Source organism: Cellulomonas timonensis (assembly GCF_900046455.1).
Classification (GTDB): Bacteria; Actinomycetota; Actinomycetes; order Actinomycetales; family Cellulomonadaceae; genus Cellulomonas_A; species Cellulomonas_A timonensis.
The window spans coordinates 84,966-102,767 of the sequence record NZ_FCOT01000013.1 but is presented as its reverse complement, the minus strand read 5'-3'; the positions used below and the strand labels follow the sequence as shown (position 1 = coordinate 102,767).

18 protein-coding genes are annotated in these 17,802 nt (G+C 72.7%); 5 read left to right on the top strand and 13 right to left on the bottom strand.

Annotated elements, in window-relative coordinates:
* Window positions 1–30 precede the first annotated feature (30 nt).
* From BN3788_RS13970 to BN3788_RS13955, 4 genes are read right to left on the bottom strand one after another with little or no spacing between them, the layout of a single operon-like run.
* On the bottom strand, window positions 31–501 hold the full coding sequence (locus tag BN3788_RS13970; RefSeq protein ID WP_066587462.1) for a PTS sugar transporter subunit IIA: 471 nt from the start codon (window positions 499–501) through the stop codon (window positions 31–33).
* Complete coding sequence (locus BN3788_RS13965; RefSeq protein ID WP_261797942.1) at window positions 501–782, bottom strand: glucose PTS transporter subunit EIIB; 282 nt, start codon at window positions 780–782, stop codon at window positions 501–503. The genes BN3788_RS13970 and BN3788_RS13965 overlap by 1 nt, the downstream gene beginning before the upstream one ends.
* On the bottom strand, window positions 779–1,039 hold the full coding sequence (locus BN3788_RS13960) for a glucose PTS transporter subunit EIIB (protein WP_082812936.1): 261 nt from the start codon (window positions 1,037–1,039) through the stop codon (window positions 779–781). The genes BN3788_RS13965 and BN3788_RS13960 overlap by 4 nt, the downstream gene beginning before the upstream one ends.
* 36 nt (window positions 1,040–1,075) lie before the next feature.
* Window positions 1,076–1,849 carry a GntR family transcriptional regulator gene (locus BN3788_RS13955; RefSeq protein WP_066587461.1) on the bottom strand — a complete coding sequence of 258 codons (774 nt, stop codon included), beginning with the start codon at window positions 1,847–1,849 and terminating at the stop codon, window positions 1,076–1,078.
* A 218-nt stretch (window positions 1,850–2,067) separates the two neighbouring features.
* Here BN3788_RS13955 and BN3788_RS13950 point away from each other — a divergent pair, with 218 nt between their 5' ends.
* From BN3788_RS13950 to ybaK, 3 genes are all read left to right on the top strand, one after another.
* Window positions 2,068–3,408, top strand: a complete 1,341-nt coding sequence (locus tag BN3788_RS13950) for a PTS transporter subunit EIIC (RefSeq protein ID WP_066587458.1) — start codon at window positions 2,068–2,070, stop codon at window positions 3,406–3,408.
* 73 nt (window positions 3,409–3,481) lie between these two features.
* A complete protein-coding gene (locus tag BN3788_RS13945; RefSeq protein WP_082812935.1) occupies window positions 3,482–6,043 on the top strand; it encodes a DEAD/DEAH box helicase in 2,562 nt (853 codons plus the stop codon).
* A 54-nt stretch (window positions 6,044–6,097) separates the two neighbouring features.
* Window positions 6,098–6,601, top strand: coding sequence for a Cys-tRNA(Pro) deacylase (gene ybaK / locus BN3788_RS13940; protein WP_066587455.1), 504 nt, complete (start codon window positions 6,098–6,100; stop codon window positions 6,599–6,601).
* A gap of 42 nt (window positions 6,602–6,643) precedes the next feature.
* Here the strand turns inward: ybaK and BN3788_RS13935 are convergent, their stop codons facing one another.
* Complete coding sequence (locus tag BN3788_RS13935; RefSeq protein ID WP_066589393.1) at window positions 6,644–7,042, bottom strand: YccF domain-containing protein; 399 nt, start codon at window positions 7,040–7,042, stop codon at window positions 6,644–6,646.
* Window positions 7,043–7,151: 109 nt separating this feature from the next.
* Between BN3788_RS13935 and BN3788_RS13930 the strand changes: the two genes are divergently transcribed.
* Both BN3788_RS13930 and BN3788_RS13925 read left to right on the top strand, forming a co-directional pair.
* Complete coding sequence (locus tag BN3788_RS13930; protein WP_066587448.1) at window positions 7,152–7,901, top strand: YggS family pyridoxal phosphate-dependent enzyme; 750 nt, start codon at window positions 7,152–7,154, stop codon at window positions 7,899–7,901.
* A 64-nt stretch (window positions 7,902–7,965) separates the two neighbouring features.
* Window positions 7,966–8,937 carry a DUF5996 family protein gene (locus BN3788_RS13925; protein WP_066587445.1) on the top strand — a complete coding sequence of 324 codons (972 nt, stop codon included), beginning with the start codon at window positions 7,966–7,968 and terminating at the stop codon, window positions 8,935–8,937.
* A 4-nt stretch (window positions 8,938–8,941) separates the two neighbouring features.
* Here BN3788_RS13925 and BN3788_RS13920 read toward each other — a convergent pair whose 3' ends face one another.
* The 8 genes from BN3788_RS13920 to BN3788_RS13885 all read right to left on the bottom strand — a co-directional run bounded on the left by BN3788_RS13920 (window position 8,942) and on the right by BN3788_RS13885 (window position 17,710).
* A complete protein-coding gene (locus BN3788_RS13920; protein WP_066587442.1) occupies window positions 8,942–9,397 on the bottom strand; it encodes an NUDIX domain-containing protein in 456 nt (151 codons plus the stop codon).
* Window positions 9,398–9,462: 65 nt separating this feature from the next.
* Complete coding sequence (locus BN3788_RS13915; RefSeq protein ID WP_066587441.1) at window positions 9,463–10,776, bottom strand: LCP family protein; 1,314 nt, start codon at window positions 10,774–10,776, stop codon at window positions 9,463–9,465.
* 71 nt (window positions 10,777–10,847) lie between these two features.
* Window positions 10,848–11,924, bottom strand: coding sequence for a lipoate--protein ligase family protein (locus BN3788_RS13910; protein WP_066589390.1), 1,077 nt, complete (start codon window positions 11,922–11,924; stop codon window positions 10,848–10,850).
* Between the two features lie 41 nt (window positions 11,925–11,965).
* Entirely contained in the window at window positions 11,966–12,811 is an 846-nt protein-coding gene (locus tag BN3788_RS19345) for a hypothetical protein (RefSeq protein WP_159066904.1), read from the bottom strand.
* A 69-nt stretch (window positions 12,812–12,880) separates the two neighbouring features.
* A complete protein-coding gene (gene cimA, locus BN3788_RS13900; RefSeq protein WP_066587437.1) occupies window positions 12,881–14,512 on the bottom strand; it encodes a citramalate synthase in 1,632 nt (543 codons plus the stop codon).
* Between the two features lie 374 nt (window positions 14,513–14,886).
* Window positions 14,887–15,993, bottom strand: coding sequence for a branched-chain amino acid aminotransferase (locus tag BN3788_RS13895; protein ID WP_066587435.1), 1,107 nt, complete (start codon window positions 15,991–15,993; stop codon window positions 14,887–14,889).
* A 70-nt stretch (window positions 15,994–16,063) separates the two neighbouring features.
* On the bottom strand, window positions 16,064–17,131 hold the full coding sequence (locus tag BN3788_RS13890) for a 3-isopropylmalate dehydrogenase (protein WP_066587427.1): 1,068 nt from the start codon (window positions 17,129–17,131) through the stop codon (window positions 16,064–16,066).
* A gap of 9 nt (window positions 17,132–17,140) precedes the next feature.
* Window positions 17,141–17,710, bottom strand: a complete 570-nt coding sequence (locus BN3788_RS13885) for an ASCH domain-containing protein (protein ID WP_066587425.1) — start codon at window positions 17,708–17,710, stop codon at window positions 17,141–17,143.
* Between the last annotated feature and the right edge of the window lie 92 nt (window positions 17,711–17,802).

The following is a 17,802-nucleotide window of genomic DNA, read 5'->3' as shown; positions in this document are numbered from 1 at the left end:
CTCGGGCGTCCCCCTCGGCCGCCCGAGCGCTCACGACCAGTCGAGCAGCGGCTCCCCCGCGTCCACGCGGCCGCCCCGCTCGACCCGCCGGGTCAACGACTCCGGCGTGGCCTCGAGCACCACTACTGGGCATACCGACGACCGGCCGCCGCGCTCCACCGCCGCCGGGTCCCAGGCCACCAGCGGCTGCCCGGCGACGACCTCGTCCCCCTCGGCCACGCGCAGGGCGAACCCCTCGCCGCCCAGCTGCACGGTGTCGATGCCCAGGTGGACCAGCACCGCCACGGACGCCGCGCCCGCCTGCGCCTCGATGACGAAGGCGTGCGGGTGCAGCTTGACGACGCGCCCGGTGACCGGCGCCAGCACCGTGCCCGAGCCCTCCTGGTCGGGCTTGATCGCCACGCCGGGGCCAACCAGCTCGCCCGCGAACACGGGGTCGTCGACGTCCGCGAGCAGGGCGACCGTCCCCCGCACCGGGGCCAGGATCGTGACGCCGGCCATCAGCGCAGCTCGCCGATGTCCGACGCGAGCGTGTCCGCCTCCGGGCCCACAACCACCTGGACGACGTTGCCCGACGCCACCACCCCGATCGCGCCGGCGGCCCGCAGGGCGCGCGCGTCGACCAGGGCGCTGTCGGCCACCTCCGCCCGCAGCCGGGTGATGCAGGGCTCCAGGTCGAGGATGTTCGCGTCCCCGCCGAGCGCCTCGACGATCCGCCCTGCCTTGCTGGTCGCGGCCCGCTCGCTCATGTCCCGCTCCTTCGTGGTGGCGTCGGCACTCACATCAGCTCCTCGAGGTCGCTGGCCAGGGTGTCGACGCCCGGGCCGACCACCACCTGCACCACGCGCCCGGAGATCATCACGCCGTAGGCGCCCGCGGCCCGCAGCGCGGCCGCATCCACCTGTCCGGGGGCCTTGACCAGGGACCGCAGCCGCGTGGTGCACGGCTCGATCTCGTCGATGTTGCCGACGCCGCCGAGCGCGGCCAGGATCGCCGCTGCCTGTTCGCGCTGGTTCTGCGGTCCGCGCATCGTCGTCATCTCCTCCTCGCTCGTCTTCTCAGGCCGCTGGGCTTCTCATGCCGCGGGGTGTGGGGATTGCCGGGGCACGAGCACGCGGGTCGGGGCGCCGAGGGGCACCCACACGCTGTAACGGTCCCCCCGGTAGCAGGCCCGCGAGTAGGCGCAGGGCCCGGCCTCGCTGAAGGTGCGGCGCTCGGCGCGCATCACCGCGCGCCTGCTGCGCATGCCGAGGAGCGCGGCCTCGCGGTCGTCCGCGTCGTCGGCGGTCAGCGTCTCCTCACCCCAGGCCGGGTCCAGGCCGAGCCGGCGCAGCGCGTCGTAGACGCTCCCCGGCGCCCCGCCGGCGAAGAGGTCCGGGGCCAGCGCCACCGGCACCCAGGTCTGCTCGATGCTCATCGGGGTGCCATCGGCGTACCGCACCCGGCACAGGTAGTGCAGCGGGCGCCCGGTGAGGGTTCCGAGGGCGTCGGCCACGTCGGCTGGCGCGGAGACGCGCTCCGCCGCGAGGACCTTGCTGTCGGGCCGCATGCCGCGTCGGCGCATCTCCTCGCCGAATGTCGTCAGCCGCATCTCGAAGTCGACCCGGCGGGGGGCCACGAAGGTGCCGCGGCCCTGCTCGCGAGCCAGCAGGCCATCCGCGACCAGGGCGTCGACGGCCTGGCGGACGGTCATCCGGGCGACGCCGAACCGCTCGGAGAGGGTGCGCTCGGAGGGGATCGCGTCGCCGACGTCGAGCTCGCGGGCCACGAGGCCGGCGAGGTACTCCCGGACGGCCAGGTGCTTGCGCTTGCCGGTCGACGCGGCGGCAAAGGGCTGCTCGGTCTCCATGCGACCCGCTCCCTCCGTGCGCGCTGCGTGGCCGGCCCCCTTGACGCCATCTTGAGGTCTAGACCAGTGTGGGCGCAACTGGTCCAGACAACTTGTCGCCTGCTCGGAGCCCGGGGCCTGACGACTCCGGGACGACCCCCGACGGGCACCGGCCGCGCGCGCCCCACCCACGCGCCGCCACCCTCGATCGCGCCGGACGTCAGCACCCAGGAGTGCCCATGACTGCCACCGCCGCCAGCCCCGCCGCCACGTCACGCGGCATCCCCGGGCTCGCCCAGCTCCAACGCGTCGGCCGTTCCCTCATGCTCCCCATCGCCTCGCTGCCAGCCGCCGCGCTGCTGCTCCGCCTCGGCCAGGACGACATGCTGGGCGCCGACGGCCTCGGGGCCCATGCGCCCTGGCTGCTCCCCGTGGCCGACGTGCTCGCCGCCGCCGGGGACGCGCTCTTCGGGAACCTGGCCCTGCTGTTCGCGCTCGGCGTCGCCATCGGGTACGCGCGCAAGTCCGACGGCTCGACGGCGCTCGCGGCCCTCATCGGGTACCTCGTGTTCGAGGGCGTGTCGGACGCGCTGTCCCCCTACGTGCTGGGCGAGCCGCCCGTCGGCGAGGATCAGGAGCTCATCAACTACGGGGTGCTCGGCGGCATCGTCATCGGCCTCGTCACCGCGCTGCTCTACCAGCGTTACCACCGCATCGCCCTGCCCCCCTACCTCGCGTTCTTCGGGGGCCGCCGGTTCGTGCCGATCGTCACCGCGGTCGCGGCCATCGGCATCGCGGTGGTCGGGGCGTTCGCCTATCCGGTGTTCAGCGCGGCACTCACGGCTGTGGGCGACTGGGTCACGGGCAGCACCATCCTCGGCGCCTTCGTCTACGGCACCCTCAACCGGCTGCTGCTCCCGTTCGGGCTGCACCACCTGCTCAACTCGCTGCCGTGGTTCCAGTTCGGCTCGTTCACCGACGCCGATGGCGAGGTGTGGAACGGGGACATCGCGCGGTTCCTGCACGGCGACCCCACCGCCGGCGCGTTCATGACGGGGTTCTTCCCGATCATGATGTTCGCGCTTCCCGCCGCCGCCCTGGCCATCGTGCACACGTCGCATGCGAGGAACCGCAGGCTCGTCGCGGGGATCATGGGATCGGCAGCGCTCGTCGCCTTCGTCACCGGAGTCACGGAGCCGCTCGAGTTCGCGTTCGTGTACGTCGCCTACCCGCTCTACGCGATCCACGCGGTGCTCACGGGCACCTCGCTCGCGCTGGTGAACGCGCTGGGCATCCGCGACGGGTTCGGGTTCTCGGCCGGGGCGATCGACTTCCTGCTGAACTTCCGGATCGCCGAGCGGCCACTGCTGCTCATTGTCATCGGGCTGGGCTACGCGGTCCTCTACTACGTCCTGTTCCGCTGGGTGATCCTGCGCTGGAACCTGCGGACGCCGGGTCGCGAACCGGACGACGAGCCCGCCGAGGGCGTGGTGGACGCCGACGGCGCGGCCCCGGCGCGGGACGCCCAACCCGCTGCGCGTGCCGACGACACCGTCCCCGCGGAACGGCCCACGCCCTGAGCCACGCCGCCCGAGCGTGGGCTCCCAGCAGTGGGCGGGACCTGCCGGCGGCCGAGCCTGGGACACTGGGCGCGTGCCCGAATCGCGTCTGACCCTCACCGAGCGGATCCCCGCCGACCCCCACGACCCCGACGCGCTGTACGAGGCGTTCACGGGCTGGGCGGCGGACGAGGGCCTGGACCTGTACCCGCATCAAGCGGAGGCGCTCCTCGAGCTGGTCAGCGGCTCGCACGTGATCCTCTCGACCCCCACGGGCTCCGGGAAGTCGCTGGTGGCCGTGGCGGCGCACTTCGTGGCGCTGGCACAGGGCCGCCGCACCTACTACACCGCCCCGCTCAAGGCGCTGGTCAGCGAGAAGTTCTTCGCACTGGTCGCGGCCTTCGGCTCCGAGAACGTCGGCATGATGACCGGCGACTCGGCGGTGAACCCGCACGCGCCGATCATCTGCTGCACGGCCGAGATCCTGGCCAACACCGCGCTGCGCGAGGGGCCCGACGCGGATGTCGGCCAGGTGGTGATGGACGAGTTCCACTTCTACGCCGACCCGCAGCGCGGCTGGGCGTGGCAGGTGCCGCTGCTGGAGCTCACGAGCGCGCAGTTCGTGCTGATGTCCGCCACGCTCGGCGACGTCGGCTTCTTCGCCGAGGACATCGCTCGGCGCACCGGCGGCGAGGTCGCCGTCATCGCGAACGCCGAGCGCCCCGTGCCCCTGACGTTCAGCTATGCCGTCGAGCCGCTGCACGAGCTGCTCGAAGAGCTGGTGCAGACGAAGCGCGCGCCCGTGTACGTGGTGCACTTCACGCAGAAGGAGGCCGTCGAGCGCGCGCAGTCGCTGCTGTCGATGAACCTCGCGACGCGTGAGCAGAAGGACGCCATCGCCACCGAGCTGGGGGCCTTCCGGTTCGGCCCCGGCTTCGGCAAGACGCTGTCCCGGCTGCTGCGCCACGGCATCGGCATCCACCACGCCGGGATGCTGCCCAAGTACCGCCGGGTCGTCGAGCGACTGACGCAGAAGGGCCTGCTCAAGGTGGTGTGCGGCACCGACACCCTGGGCGTCGGCATCAACGTGCCCATCCGCACCGTCGTCCTCACGTCGCTGGTCAAGTACGACGGGGTGCGCATGCGCCACCTCTCGGCGCGCGAGTTCCACCAGATCGCAGGGCGGGCAGGCCGCGCGGGGTACGACACGGTGGGCGAGGTCATCGTGATGGCCCCCGAGCACGTCATCGAGAACCGCAAGCTGCTGGCCAAGGCCGGCGACGACCCGAAGAAGATCAAGAAGATCGTCCGCAAGAAGGCCCCCGAGGGCGCCGTCAACTGGACGGACAAGACCTTCGAGCGGCTGCGCGACGCCCCGCCCGAGCCGCTGACGTCGAGCTTCGCGGTGAGCCACGCGATGGTGCTCAACGTGCTCGCCCGCGAGGGCGACCCGGTGGCCGCGATGACCCGGCTGCTGACCGACAACCACGAGCCCGAGGCGCACCGCTCCGGCCACATCCGCCGGGCCATCTCGATCTACCTGTCGCTGCGCACCGCCGGCGTCGTCGAGCGCGTGCCCCTGCCCGACGACGCCTCCGGCCGGCGGCCCACCCCGCGCACCGTGCGGCTCACCGTCGACATCCCCGCGAACTTCGCGCTCAACCAGCCGCTGTCGCCCTTCGCCTTCGCTGCCCTCGACCTGCTCGACCGCGAGGACCCGTCCTACGCGCACGATGTCGTGTCGATCATCGAGGCCACCCTCGACGACCCGCGCCAGGTGCTGGCCGCCCAGCAGAACAAGGCGCGCGGCGAGGCCATCGGCGCCATGAAGGCCGACGGCATCGAGTACGACGAGCGGATGGCCCTGCTGGAGGAGGTCACCTACCCGCGCCCGCTCGCCGAGCTGCTCGGCGCCGCGTTCATGACCTACCGCAAGACGAACCCGTGGATCGCCGACCACGAGCTCTCCCCCAAGTCCGTGGTCCGGGAGATGCACGAGAAGGCCATGACGTTCGCAGAGTACGTCTCCGCGTACTCGCTCGACCGCACCGAGGGCGTGCTGCTGCGCTACCTGGCCGACGCCTACCGCGCCCTGCGGCAGACCGTGCCCGACGACGCCCGCACCGAGGAGCTCCACGAGATCGTCGAGTGGCTCGGCGAGCTGGTCCGCCGCACCGACTCGAGCCTGCTCGACGAGTGGGAGCGGCTGCGCAACCCGCTCGACGAGGAGGGCGCGGACGCGCCCGGCGGCGTGGACGACGACACCCCGCCGCCCGTCACCGCCAACCCCCGGGCCTTCCGCGCCCTGGTGCGCGGCGCGATGTTCCGGCGCGTCGACCTCGCCGCGCGCGAGCAGTACGGCGCCCTGGCGGCACTCGGGGACCTGGACGCCGAGGGCGCCCCGTGGGACTCCGAGCGGTGGGCGCAGGCGCTGGACCCGTACTACGACGAGCACGACGAGATCCTCACCGGAGGCGCGGCGCGCGGCCCCGCGCTGTTCCAGGTGACCCCGGGCGCGACGACGTGGCAGGTGCGGCAGATGCTCGACGACCCCGAGGGCGACCACGACTGGCGCATCGACGCCGTGGTGGACCTGCCCGCGTCGGACGCCGCCGGGGAGGTCGTGCTGCGGATCACGGACGTCGGGCCGTTGTAGGCCGCTCCGCTTCCTCGCCCCGCCCGGCCCCCCGAGCCGTCCTAGGCTGGACTCGTGGCCAAGAGCTCCAAGCACAGCCCGTCCGGCACCCCCGCCCTCGTGACGCTCGCTGAGTCCGGCGTCGCGCACACGGCGCACCCGTACGAGCACGACCCCACGGGTGACGTGGGCTACGGCCTGGAGGCTGCGCAGGTGCTCGGCGTGCCGCCCGAGCAGGTCTACAAGACCCTTATGACCTCGGTGGACGGCGTGCTCACCGTCGCGGTGGTGCCGGTGACCGGCAAGCTCGACCTCAAGGCGCTCGCGCAGGCCGTGGGCGGCAAGAAGGCGGTCATGGCGGAGAAGGCCGCCGCCGAGCGGGCCACCGGCTACGTGGTGGGCGGTATCTCGCCGCTGGGCCAGCGCCACCCGCACCCGACGGTCATCGACGAGACGGTGTGGCTCTTCGACACGGTGTTCGTCTCCGGCGGGCGACGGGGCCTGGACGTGGAGCTCTCCCCCGCCGACTTGGTGCGGCTGACGTCGGCCACGGTGGCGGACATCGGCCGCGAGGACTGAGCCGACAGCGAAGACTGAGCCGACAGCGAAGACTGAGCCGGATCAGCGGCCGTAGCCGGCGAACGCCCGGTCCGTGCTGACGATCTGCTTGCCGAGCGGCATCAGCGAGATCGGCACCATCTTGAAGTTCGCGATGCCCAGCGGGATCCCGATGATCGTCACGCACTGCGCGATGCCCGTGAGGATGTGCTCGAGGGCGAGCCACCAGCCCGCCACGATGAGCCAGATCACGTTGCCGATGGTCGACATGGCCCCCGCGGTCGGCTTGTCCACCACCGTGCGGCCGAACGGCCACAGCACGTAGTTCGCCATCCGGAACGACGCGATGCCGAACGGGATCGTCACGATCAGCACGCAGCAGATGACGCCGGCGACGACGTACCCCACCGCGAGCCAGAAGCCGGCCAGGACCAGCCAGATGAGGTTGAGCAGCGTCTTCATCTCCCCATCGTCCTCCTTGGCGCGCGCGGGCGACATCGGGGACCACCCTGAGCCGCCCCCGATGAGCCGTGGCGCCAGAGCCCCAGGGCGCCGGGCTAAGGTCCTCGGCATGAGCGTGCAGCACCCTGGGGACATCGCCTCGCGACTAGCCGGAGTCCGGTCCAGGGTCGCCGCCGCCGAGCGGGCCGCCGAGCGGGCGCCCGGCTCCGTGCGCCTCCTCCTCGCCACCAAGACGATCCCGCTCGAGGGCGTCCGGGCGGCCCTCCTGGCCGACGCCGCCGCCCGCGTCGACGACCCGGCGGCCTCCCCGGTGCTCGTGGGCGAGAACCGGGTGCAGGAGCTCGTCGCGAAGGCCCCGCACCTGCTCGACCTGGGCCCCGAGGTGCACCTGATCGGCCCGCTGCAGTCCAACAAGGTCAACCAGGCCCTGAGCGCAGCGTCCTGCGTCGAGTCCGTCGACTCCCTGGCGCTCGCCCAGAGGCTCGCCACCCGGTGCGCCGCCGCCGGGCGCACCCTGGACGTGATGGTGCAGGTCAACGTCTCCGGGGAGGCGACCAAGCATGGCGCCCACCCCGACGACGCCGTCCGCGCAGCCGTCGAGGTGGCGGCGCTCGAGGGCCTGCGGCTCCGCGGGCTGATGACCGTCGGCGCGCACTCCCCCGACCCGGACCGGGTGCGCGCGGGGTACCGGCTGCTGCGGGCGATCCGTGACGAGGTCCGCGACTGCGGCGCGCCCGGGACCGCGAGCGCCGTCGAGCTGTCGATGGGCATGAGCGGCGACCTGGAGCTCGCCGTCGCGGAGGGCGCCACGATCGTGCGCGTCGGCACTGCGGTGTTCGGCTCCCGGCCGACCCCCTGACCCGCTGCCCCTGACCCGCCCGCAGTGCGATTGACAGCCCCCACCCCCGGGCTGACGGTGGACCATGAGCGAATCCGACAGCACCGCAACGGACAGCCCTGTGCCGCCACCCGTCGCCTCCGACGCCTGGCCCACGCTGCGCGCCGACGCGTGGGCGGACACCCGCGACACCCTGCACATGTGGACGCAGATCATCGGCAAGGTCCGCATGGAGCAGTCGCCGATGCTCAACCACTGGTGGCAGGTGCCGCTGTACGTGACGGCGCGTGGGCTGTCCACGTCGGCGTTCGCCAACGGCTCGCACCTCGTGGACGTCGAGTTCGACTTCGTGGACCACGAGTTGAGGGCTCGCTCCACCGACGGCCGCGCGAGCAGCGTGTCGCTGGCGCCCAAGTCGGTGGCGCAGTTCTACGACGAGGCGCTCGCCGCACTGGCCAGGATCGGGCTCGACGCGCACATCAGCACCGTGCCGAACGAGGTGGAGAACCAGGTCCCGTACCCGCAGGACGAGCACCACGCGTCGTATGACGCCGGGGCGGTGGAGACGTTCTGGCGCCAGCTCGTCGGGGCGCACCAGGTCATGAGCGAGTTCCGCTCGCCGTTCATCGGCAAGGCGAGCCCGGTGAACTTCTTCTGGGGCGGGTTCGACATGGTGGTCACGGTGTTCTCCGGGCGACCGGCCCCGACGTGGACCGGCACACCGCTGAACGTCCCCGCGTCGGTGATGGCCGAGGCCGAGTCGCATCAGAACAGCAACGCGGGATTCTGGCCGGGAGGCGGGGAGGAGGGCCAGTTCTACGCGTACTCCTACCCGGAGCCGCCGGGGTACGCGGATCAGCCCGTGGAGCCTGCGGGCGCGCACTACGACCACTCGGCGGGCGAGTTCCTGCTGCCATACGCCGCGGTGCGCGACGCCCCGGACCCCGCCGCCGCGCTGCTCTCGTTCTACGACAGCACGTACCGCGCGGCCGCCGATCTGGCGGACTGGGACCGGCAGGCGCTCGAGACGACCTGGCCCGGCGAGCCGCGGCTCTGACTCCTCAGACGGGAACCGCGCTCCACGCCCAGGCCAACGCGGTGTCGACCAGCTCCACCCGTCGGCCGTCCATCAGGGAGCCCAGGTCCACCCACTCGGCGCCGGAGCCCCAGGCGGTGACGTCGTCGACCACGAGGTTGCCCACCACCCGGGCGGCGTAGACGACCTTCAGCAGGTGCAGGTCCGTGGGCCCGCGCCGCCCGACGGGCGCCGTGCCGGATCCGCGTGAGGAGTCGACGCCGAGGAGTGCCCCGATCTCCACGACGAACCCGGTGGACTGGAGCACCTCACGGCGCGCGGCGTCCGCGGGCGCCTCGGCGAAGTCGAGGGGGCCGCCGGGCAGTGTCCAGGCGAGTCCGTGCGATCCCCGCCGACGGGTGAGCAACGCGCGTCCACGCTCGAGGCACAGGACGTGCGCGGACGCCCGCACCCCGCGGTGGGGATTGATGACGTGGGGCATACCAGGCTCCTCCCGGTTCCCCCCCGGCACGGATCCTCTGTGTGACGAACCGTAGCAAACGTGGGTCAACCGCAGAGCACGTCGTCCGGGTCTTGTCCCGTGCGCGGCGTGAGTGCCGGTGCGGGGGTCGCGCCGCCGGTCGGGGGGGCGCTCGGCGAGACGGACGGGTGGGACGACGCGGGCGGGTCGAGCGTCGCGGACGGGTCGGCCGTCGTGACAGTCGGGTCGACGACCGGCTCATCCGCCGCGAGGCGCGCCCACAGCAGGTCGGCCTCCTCGGACCACAGCACCCGGCCCGAGCCCGCCTTGGGAACTGCCGGCACTGTCACGAAGGTGACGTCGGACGGGTCGAGCCCGCGCAGCCGCCATCCGAGCCCGGCGAGGTTCCGCACCGAGGCCAGGTCGCCGGAGAGCGTCAGCGCCCTGGTTCCCTGCTCGAGGAACCCCGCGACGCTGCGCGGGCTGGTCAGCACGTCAGAGGACGTCACCTTGCGCACCAGCGCCGCGATGAACTTCTGCTGGCGCGGGATCCGCTGGGTGTCGGAGTTGTCGGAGCCGGTGACGTACCGCGCGCGCACGTAGTCCAGCGCCTGGTCCCCCGTGAGGTCATGCCATCCGGCCGACAGGTCCAGGTCCGTGTTGCGGTGGGTGTCGCGGATCGCCTCCGGGACGCACATCCGCACCCCGCCGATGGCGTCGACCATCCCCTCGAAGCCCGCGAAGTCCACGATGGCGAAGTCCGCGCCCACGTCGATGCCCGTGTTCTCCGCCACCGTCGCAGCCGTGCACAGGCCGGCCAGCCCGGGGTCGCCGGACGCCCCACCGGTGGAGAACGCGGCGTTGAACTTGTCCTTCGTCGCTGCCGACATGCTCCCGTCAGGGTCGCGGTCCAGGTGGCAGGCCGGAATGCGCACCTCGGAGTCGCGCGGGATGGAGACGACCTCGACGCGGCTGCGGTCGGCGGACACGTGCACGAGCAGCGCGGTGTCGGAGCGCATGCCACCGACCACCCCGCCGATGTCGCCGTTCTCGCCCTCCCGGTCGTCGGAGCCGATCACCAGGAAGTTCAGCGGGCGCCCCTCCCAGGCGTCGGCGTCCGGCGGGGCGGTGGTCGTCGCGTCGTCGCGGGCGACTAGGTCGCCCAGGTCGCCAACGGTGCGGACGTTGCCCTGCAGCCGCAGCACAGCGAACCCGGCGAGGGAGCCGCCGAACACGAGGGTCGCTGCCAGGACGAGGCACAGCGTCCACCACGGGGACCGGCGCCGGATGGCCGTCGAGGAGTGGCGCGGCGTCGAGGCGCGCCGCCGCGACGCGGGCTTCCCGGGCCCGTCGGGCGGAGGCGAGCCCGTCGGGCCGGAGCCCACCGCGTCACGGTTCACAACGCCACGCTAGGCGCCCCCCGCCGATCGCGCCCGAGTTCCCCGGCCGCCCCGGCTCGGGCGCCCCCGGCTCAAGGCACCCGCGCGGTCGACTCCGGGTCGGCGAACTTCGTGGCGACGAGCTCCTGTGCGCGCTCGAGCTCGGCGGGCGTCAACGTGGAGTCGACGGTCCGGTAGCGCGCGCGGAACGACTCCTTGAACGCCTCGATGACCTGCTCGCGCGGCATGCCGGTCTGTGAGCGGACAGGGTCCACGCGCTTGTTGGCGCTGGTCGTCCCCTTGTCGGAGAGCTTCTCGCGGCCGATCCGGAGCACCTCGAGCATCTTGTCCGCGTCGATGTCGTAGGCCATCGTCACGTGGTGCAGCACGGCCCCGCCGGCGAGGCGCTTCTGCGCGGACCCCGCGAGCTTCCCGGCGGGCGACGCGATGTCGTTGAGCCCTGAGATCGTCGCCTTGACCCCGACGTCGGCCAGGGCGCCCAGCACCCAGTCATTGAGGAACGCGTACGACTGCTCGAACGTCAGGCCGTCCACGAGCGAGGCGGGCACCACGAGCGCGAACGTGATGCAGTTGCCCGCCTCCATGAACATCGCCCCGCCGCCGGAGATGCGCCGCACCACCGTCACACCGTGCCGGGCGGCGCCCTCGGGGTCGACCTCGTTGCGCAGCGACTGGAACGAGCCGATCACCACCGCGGGCTCCACCCACTCCCAGAACCGCAGCGTCGGCCCACGCCGCCCGGCGGCGAGCTCCTCGGTGAGCACCTGGTCGAGCGCCGCGTTGAACGCGGCCGTCTGCGGCGCCTCGTGGATCAGCTCGAAGGAATGGTCATGCCAGCCGGTCGCGTGGCCCAGCGCGCGGCGCACGGCGATGGCCACGGACTCGGCGTCGAAGCCGACCATCGTCGCGCCGCCGGGAAGCTCGCCGTCGGCCTCGGCGGCCGCGAGCGCGGCGTCGATGCTCGCGGCGAGCTCTGACGCCCGCGTCGTGTCGGGCTGGCCGACGAGCGCGCGCTCGATCACGGCCAACGCCTCATCAGGCTCGAGGAAGAAGTCGCCGCTGACGGAGGCGCTGGTCAGGATCCCTCCGTCCACCTCGACGTCGACCGCCACGAGCTTGCCACCGGGAACCTTGTACTCACCATGCACGCCCACAGCCTAAGGTCCGAGTGTGGGAGCCCTGGCGCCGGCTAGGGCAGCGCGGACGCCGCGGCGCGCGCCTGCTCCTGCATCATCGCGTCGAGGTCGGCCTCGGAGCCCAGCTGCTGCCGCGCCCTCGCCGGGTCGTCGCCCGCGTCCACGCTCGCGGTCCAGGTGACGATGACGTTGCCGACCAGCAGATGCCCGTGGAGCTGGGCCTGCGGGTCGTCGCCCGGCGCGGCCAAGTCGACGGCCTGGGCCAGCGAGGGGAAGAACCCCTGGTCCTCGATCGCGGGCGACGCGACGACTCTCGCCTCCCCATCGGGCCCCTGCAGGAGGTACTCCGGGCAGGCGTCCACCACGGTGACGAGCGTGCGGAAGGCCTGCTCGGCGGCGGCGGCGCTCTCCAACAGGGTCACCTGCTGCTCGAACACGACGCGCTCATTGCCCCATGAGCGCTCGTCGAATGCCGCGGGCGGGCCGTCGACGACCGTCGCGGCGACAGTGCAGGACGCCGGGGACACCTGCTCCCCCGCGCCCAGCCCCCAGGCCGCGACGGCGCCCTGCCCCACTTCCTCGACGCCGTCCGCGGCGCCCGGGAGGGTGTCCTCAAGCGTCCCCGGCGTGACGAACAGCGAGTCCAGGTCCGACGCGTCGAAGATCGGGGCGCCCGCCACCGGTGAGGGGCCCGGCGTCAGCAGCCCAGCGCCGGACTCCACGACGCTCGGCAGCGCGCTACCGCCACCGCCGTTGCCCCAGAGCCGCATGAGCAGGACGCCGGCCACCAACACCGTGACCGCGGCACTCCACCACCACCAGCGCGGGACCCGCCGGCGGGACGTCGTCGAGGCGTCACCCGCAGCCGTTGCGGGTCGCTCGGGGACGTTCGCGGACACCGTGGGCTCCCTGCCTCGAAGGCTCTTTCGACCCTAGGACGCCCAGCGGAACCGGTCGAGCCGAGGCGTTCAGCGGGGGGCGACCCCGTGGTGCCGCAGCCCCCAGATCGCCGAGTCGGTCAGCGCCTCCCAGGACGCCTCGATGATGTTCGGCCCGACGCCCACGGTGCTCCACGACGTCAGCCCGTCGGTGGTCTCGATGAGCACCCGGGTCACCGCGTCGGTGCCGTGCATCGCGTCGAGGATGCGCACCTTGAAGTCGATGAGCTGGAACGCCTCGAGCTCGGGGTAGACGCGCACCAGCGCCTGGCGCAGCGCCTGGTCGAGCGCGTTGACGGGGCCGTTGCCCTCCCCCGTGCTGACGTGGCGCTCGCCGCCCGCGTGCAGTTTGACCGTCGCCTCCGCGGTCGCCGGGACGCCGCGGCTGCCCGCGCGCTCGACGATGGCCCGCCAGCTCTCCACGGTGAAGTAGCCGGGGCGGGCGCCGTCGAGCTCCTCGACCAGCAGCAGCTCGAAGGACGCGTCGGCGGCGTCGAAGGTGTAGCCGTTCGCCTCGGCCTCCTTCACCCGGTTGGTCACCCGGGTGAGCAGCTCGCCCTGGCCGGCGAGGTCGAAGCCCAGCTCGCGGCCCTTGAGCTCGATGGTGGCGCGCCCGGCCATGTCGGAGATGAGCATGCGCATGTCGTTACCGACGGCCACGGGGTCGATGTGCTGGTACAGGTCGGGGTCGACCTTGATCGCGCTGGCGTGGATGCCGGCCTTGTGCGCGAAGGCGCTGGCGCCCACGTACGGCTGCCGGGCGAAGGGCGCGATGTTGGTGATCTCGCTGATGGCGTGCGCGATGCGGGTCATCTCCCGCAGGCCCCCCGACTCGGCGCCGTCGGTGGCGAGCAGCTCGCGGCCGCCCTTGAGCTCGAGGTTCGCGACGACGGCGAGCAGGTCGGCGTTGCCGGTGCGCTCCCCGTACCCGTTGACGGTGCCCTGCACGTGCGTGCACCCGGCGGCCACGGCCGCTAGCGAGTTGGCCACCGCGCAGCCGGAGTCGTTGTGCGCGTGGATGCCGAGGATCGCGGCGGGCCCGACGGCCGTGCGGACCTCCGCGACGATCTGCCCGATCCAGTCGGGGAGCATGCCGCCGTTGGTGTCGCACAGGGCGACCACCTCCGCGCCCGCCTCGAACGCGGCGAGCACCGCGGAGAGCGAGTACGCCGGGTCGTCGCGGTATCCGTCGAAGAAGTGCTCGGCGTCGATCACCACGCGCCGTCCCTCACGGGTGAGGAGCGCGACGGTGTCCGTGATCATCGCGAGGTTCTCCGCGCCGGTGGTGCGCAGCGCGCGCTCGGCGTGCCGCAGGTCGCTCTTCGCGACGAGCGTGACCACGGGCGCCTCGGAGTCGATCAGCGCGCGCACCTGCGGGTCCTGCCACGCCTCGGCGCCGGCCTTGCGGGTCGACCCGAACGCGGCGAGCACGGCGTTGCGCAGCGTCAGCTCCTTGGCGGCGCGGGCGAAGAACTCGGTGTCCTTCGGGATGGCTCCGGGCCAGCCACCCTCGATGAAGCCGACCCCGAGCTCGTCGAGCAGCGGCGCGATGGCCAGCTTGTCGGCGACGGAGAGGTTCATGCCCTCTTGCTGGGCGCCGTCGCGCAGCGTCGTGTCGTAGACGTGGAACGGGAGGCCGGGGCCAGTGGTGCTGCTGCTCACGGTGGTCTCTCTCCAGGCGGGTGACGGGGTGGCGGCTCAGGCCGACCCAGGGGTCTCAGGCCGACGCGGGCCCGGGACGGTGCGCCCCTCCGGAGGGAGGCGCCCCTCCAGCATGGTGCGTCGTGGCCGCGCGCGGGATGGTGCGCGACAACAAAAAACCCCCCGGAGGTGCGGGAGGTTGGCGCGTCTGCGGGTGGGCAGACGCGCTACGCGATGATGAGGCGGTACGACGTGTGAGGTGTCACGCGGGCCATCCTGCCACACCCGCACGACGAGTGGACCCGACACGCGGCGACCTCACCCGACACACCAGACGGGCCACGGCGCCCGCCGCGGCCCGTCCTGTGTGTCGGGGTGAGTCGATGCTGATCTGCTCAGAGCAGGCGGTGCAGCCAGCCGTGCCGGTCGGCGACGCGGCCGTACTGGATGTCCATGAGCTCGCTGCGCACGCTCGACGTGACCGGGCCCGCCGAGCCGTCCCCGACCGTCAGGTCGAAGCCCTGCCCCCCGAGCCGCCCGATGGGCGTCACCACAGCCGCCGTGCCGCACGCGAAGACCTCCGCCACCGAGCCGTCCTCCAGGCCGGCGCGGAGCTCCGTGAGGGGAACCGGCCGCTCGTGCACCTGGTGGCCCGCATCCCGCAGGAGCTGCAGGATCGAGGAGCGCGTGACGCCCTCGAGGATCGAGCCGGACAGCTCCGGGGTGGAGACGCTCCCGTCGGCGTGCACGAGGAAGACGTTCATGCCGCCGAGCTCCTCGACCAGCGTGTTCGTCGAGGCGTCGAGGAAGCACACCTGGTCGTAGCCCAGCGCGTAGGCCTCCTGCTGCGGCAGCAGGCTCGCGGCGTAGTTGCCGCCGCACTTGGCGGCCCCGGTGCCCCCGGCGCCGGCGCGGTGGTAGTCCTCGGCGACCCAGATGGACACCGGCTGCACGCCGCTCGCGAAGTACGGGCCCACCGGCGACGCGATGACGAGGTACTCCGCGGCCCGCGACGGCCGCACGCCGAGGAAGGCCTCCGACGCGTACATGAAGGGCCGCAGGTAGAGGCTGGTCTCCTCGCCCGAGGGCACCCATGCGGCGTCGGTGGCGACGAGCGCCGCGAGCGAGCCGAGGAAGTCCTCCTCGGACAGCTCGGGCAGCGCGAGCCGCCGTGCCGAGCGCGCGAACCGCTCGGCGTTGGCCCAGGGTCGGAACGTCCACACCGAGCCGTCGGCGTGGCGGTACGCCTTCATGCCCTCGAAGATCTCCTGGGCGTAGTGCAGCACCGCGGTCGCGGGGTCGAGCAGCAGCGGGCCGTACGCCTCCACGCGCCGGTCATGCCACCCCTGGTCCTCCGACCAGGAGATCCGCGCCATGTGGTCGGTGAAGACCGTGCCGAACCGCGGCGCGGCCAGGGCGGCGGCGCGGTCCTCGTCAGAGGTGGGCGTGGCAGTGGGGCGGATCTCGAAGCTCGAGAGCGAAGTGGGGGTCGTCGTGCTCATGGTTTGGCCTTTCACCAGGGACTGCTCTGACGTTACCGGGTGAGGACGGCCGTGGGGACAGGCTCGGAGGTCAGCCGGCGATGCGCGCGGCGAGGTCCTTGCCCACCTCGGCCGTCGACCGTACTCGGCCGTCGAGGTTGGCGCGCTCGGCGATGTCGGCGGCGACGGCGGCCTCGACCTTGGCGGACGCGTCGGGCAGCCCCAGGTGGTCGAGCAGCATGGCGACCGACAGCACGGTGGCGGTCGGGTCGGCCTTGCCCTGGCCTGCGATGTCGGGCGCGGAGCCGTGCACGGGCTCGAACATGCTGGGCGTGGTGCGCTCGGGGTTGATGTTGGCCGACGCGGCGAGGCCGATCCCGCCCGTGATCGCGGCGGCGAGGTCGGTGATGATGTCGCCGAACAGGTTGTCGGTGACGATCACGTCGAAGCGCGACGGGTTGGTCACCATGAAGATGGTCGCGGCGTCCACATGCAGGTAGTCGACGGTGACGTCGGGGAACTCCGCGTTGACGGCCTCCACCGTGCGGCGCCACAGGTGGCCGGCGTGCACGAGCACGTTGTGCTTGTGCACGAGCGTGAGCTTCTTGCGCGGGCGCGCGGCGGCACGGGCGAACGCGTCGCGGACGACCCGCTCGACTCCGAAGGCGGTGTTGACGCTGACCTCGTTGGCGACCTCGGCAGGCGTGCCGACCCGGATCGCGCCGCCGTTGCCGACGTAGGGGCCCTCGGTGCCCTCGCGGACCACCACGAAGTCGATCTCGCCGGGGTTCGCGAGCGGGGAGGCCACACCGGGGTACAGGCGGCTGGGCCGCAGGTTGACGTAGTGGTCGAGCGCGAAGCGGAGCTTGAGCAGAAGGCCCCGCTCCAGCACGCCCGACGGCACCGTCGGGTCGCCGATGGCGCCGAGCAGGATCGCGTCGTGCGCGCGGATCGCGTCGAGGTCGGTGTCGGTGAGGGTCTCCCCGGTCGCGTGCCAGCGCCGGGCGCCGAGGTCGAAGTCCGTGGTGGACACGCGCACGTCCGTGCCGGTCAGCGCTGTCTCCAGCGCGAGCAGGCCCTGCTCGACGACCTCGGTACCGATCCCGTCGCCCGCCACGACAGCGAGGCGGACATCCCGTGCAGCGTTGTTCTCGACCATGGACGCAGGCTACCGGTCCGTCTCACGCATCGGGACCTGCATCTCATCTTCCGGAACAGCGGGCTGCTGGTACAAGAGCTCGAACTCCTCGAGCAGCAGCGGCAGATCCTGCGAGAAGGGCTGCCCGCCGCGCGCCTCCGCGAGCCGGCGCCAGTACTTCTCATGCTCCCGGCGCCACGACTCCAGCGAGAGGTCGTCCTCCCCCTCGGCGGCCGCGTACTCCGCTTCCACGTCGCAGAACGGCACGACGCGCACCACAGTCGTGCGGATGAGCGCCCGCGGGCGCCCCGCGCCGTCGAGCAGGATCGACAGGTCGCCGACGCTCGGCCGCTCCTCGTACCCCGCCTCGAACTCCCACAGCGCGGTGGTCGTGGCGGTCTTCCGGCCCGACAGGACCAGGCCCAGCAGCTCGTCGGCCAGTCGCGGCGAGTCGCCGAACGACCACGCGGGCGGGGGCACGGAGCCCAACGGCGACGCGCCCACCACGACGCCCAGCCGGTCGATGCCGGCATGACCCCGGGCGACCTCCCAGAACTGGGCCAGCTCGCCGTCATCACGGGGGTGGTCGGTCACGGTCATCTCAGCCTCCAGGTCGGTGACGCGGTTCGTGGCGTGGCCCGAGTCTCGCAGCCACGAGTCCGGGGTGGAACGCCGACGGCCCGGGCCTGTCC

What these genes read in the sequence shown, in the direction of transcription:
- BN3788_RS13925 (WP_066587445.1), top strand. Translation starts at nt 7,966, where the DNA reads ATGAGCGAATCCGACAGCACCGCAACGGACAGCCCTGTGCCGCCACCC.
- BN3788_RS13970 (WP_066587462.1), bottom strand. Translation starts at nt 501, where the DNA reads ATGGCCGGCGTCACGATCCTGGCCCCGGTGCGGGGGACGGTCGCCCTG.
- BN3788_RS13895 (WP_066587435.1), bottom strand. Translation starts at nt 15,993, where the DNA reads ATGAGCACGACGACCCCCACTTCGCTCTCGAGCTTCGAGATCCGCCCC.
- BN3788_RS13950 (WP_066587458.1), top strand. Translation starts at nt 2,068, where the DNA reads ATGACTGCCACCGCCGCCAGCCCCGCCGCCACGTCACGCGGCATCCCC.
- BN3788_RS13890 (WP_066587427.1), bottom strand. Translation starts at nt 17,131, where the DNA reads ATGGTCGAGAACAACGCTGCACGGGATGTCCGCCTCGCTGTCGTGGCG.
- BN3788_RS13920 (WP_066587442.1), bottom strand. Translation starts at nt 9,397, where the DNA reads ATGCCCCACGTCATCAATCCCCACCGCGGGGTGCGGGCGTCCGCGCAC.
- BN3788_RS13955 (WP_066587461.1), bottom strand. Translation starts at nt 1,849, where the DNA reads ATGGAGACCGAGCAGCCCTTTGCCGCCGCGTCGACCGGCAAGCGCAAG.
- BN3788_RS13935 (WP_066589393.1), bottom strand. Translation starts at nt 7,042, where the DNA reads ATGAAGACGCTGCTCAACCTCATCTGGCTGGTCCTGGCCGGCTTCTGG.
- BN3788_RS13885 (WP_066587425.1), bottom strand. Translation starts at nt 17,710, where the DNA reads ATGACCGTGACCGACCACCCCCGTGATGACGGCGAGCTGGCCCAGTTC.
- BN3788_RS13930 (WP_066587448.1), top strand. Translation starts at nt 7,152, where the DNA reads ATGAGCGTGCAGCACCCTGGGGACATCGCCTCGCGACTAGCCGGAGTC.
- BN3788_RS13960 (WP_082812936.1), bottom strand. Translation starts at nt 1,039, where the DNA reads ATGACGACGATGCGCGGACCGCAGAACCAGCGCGAACAGGCAGCGGCG.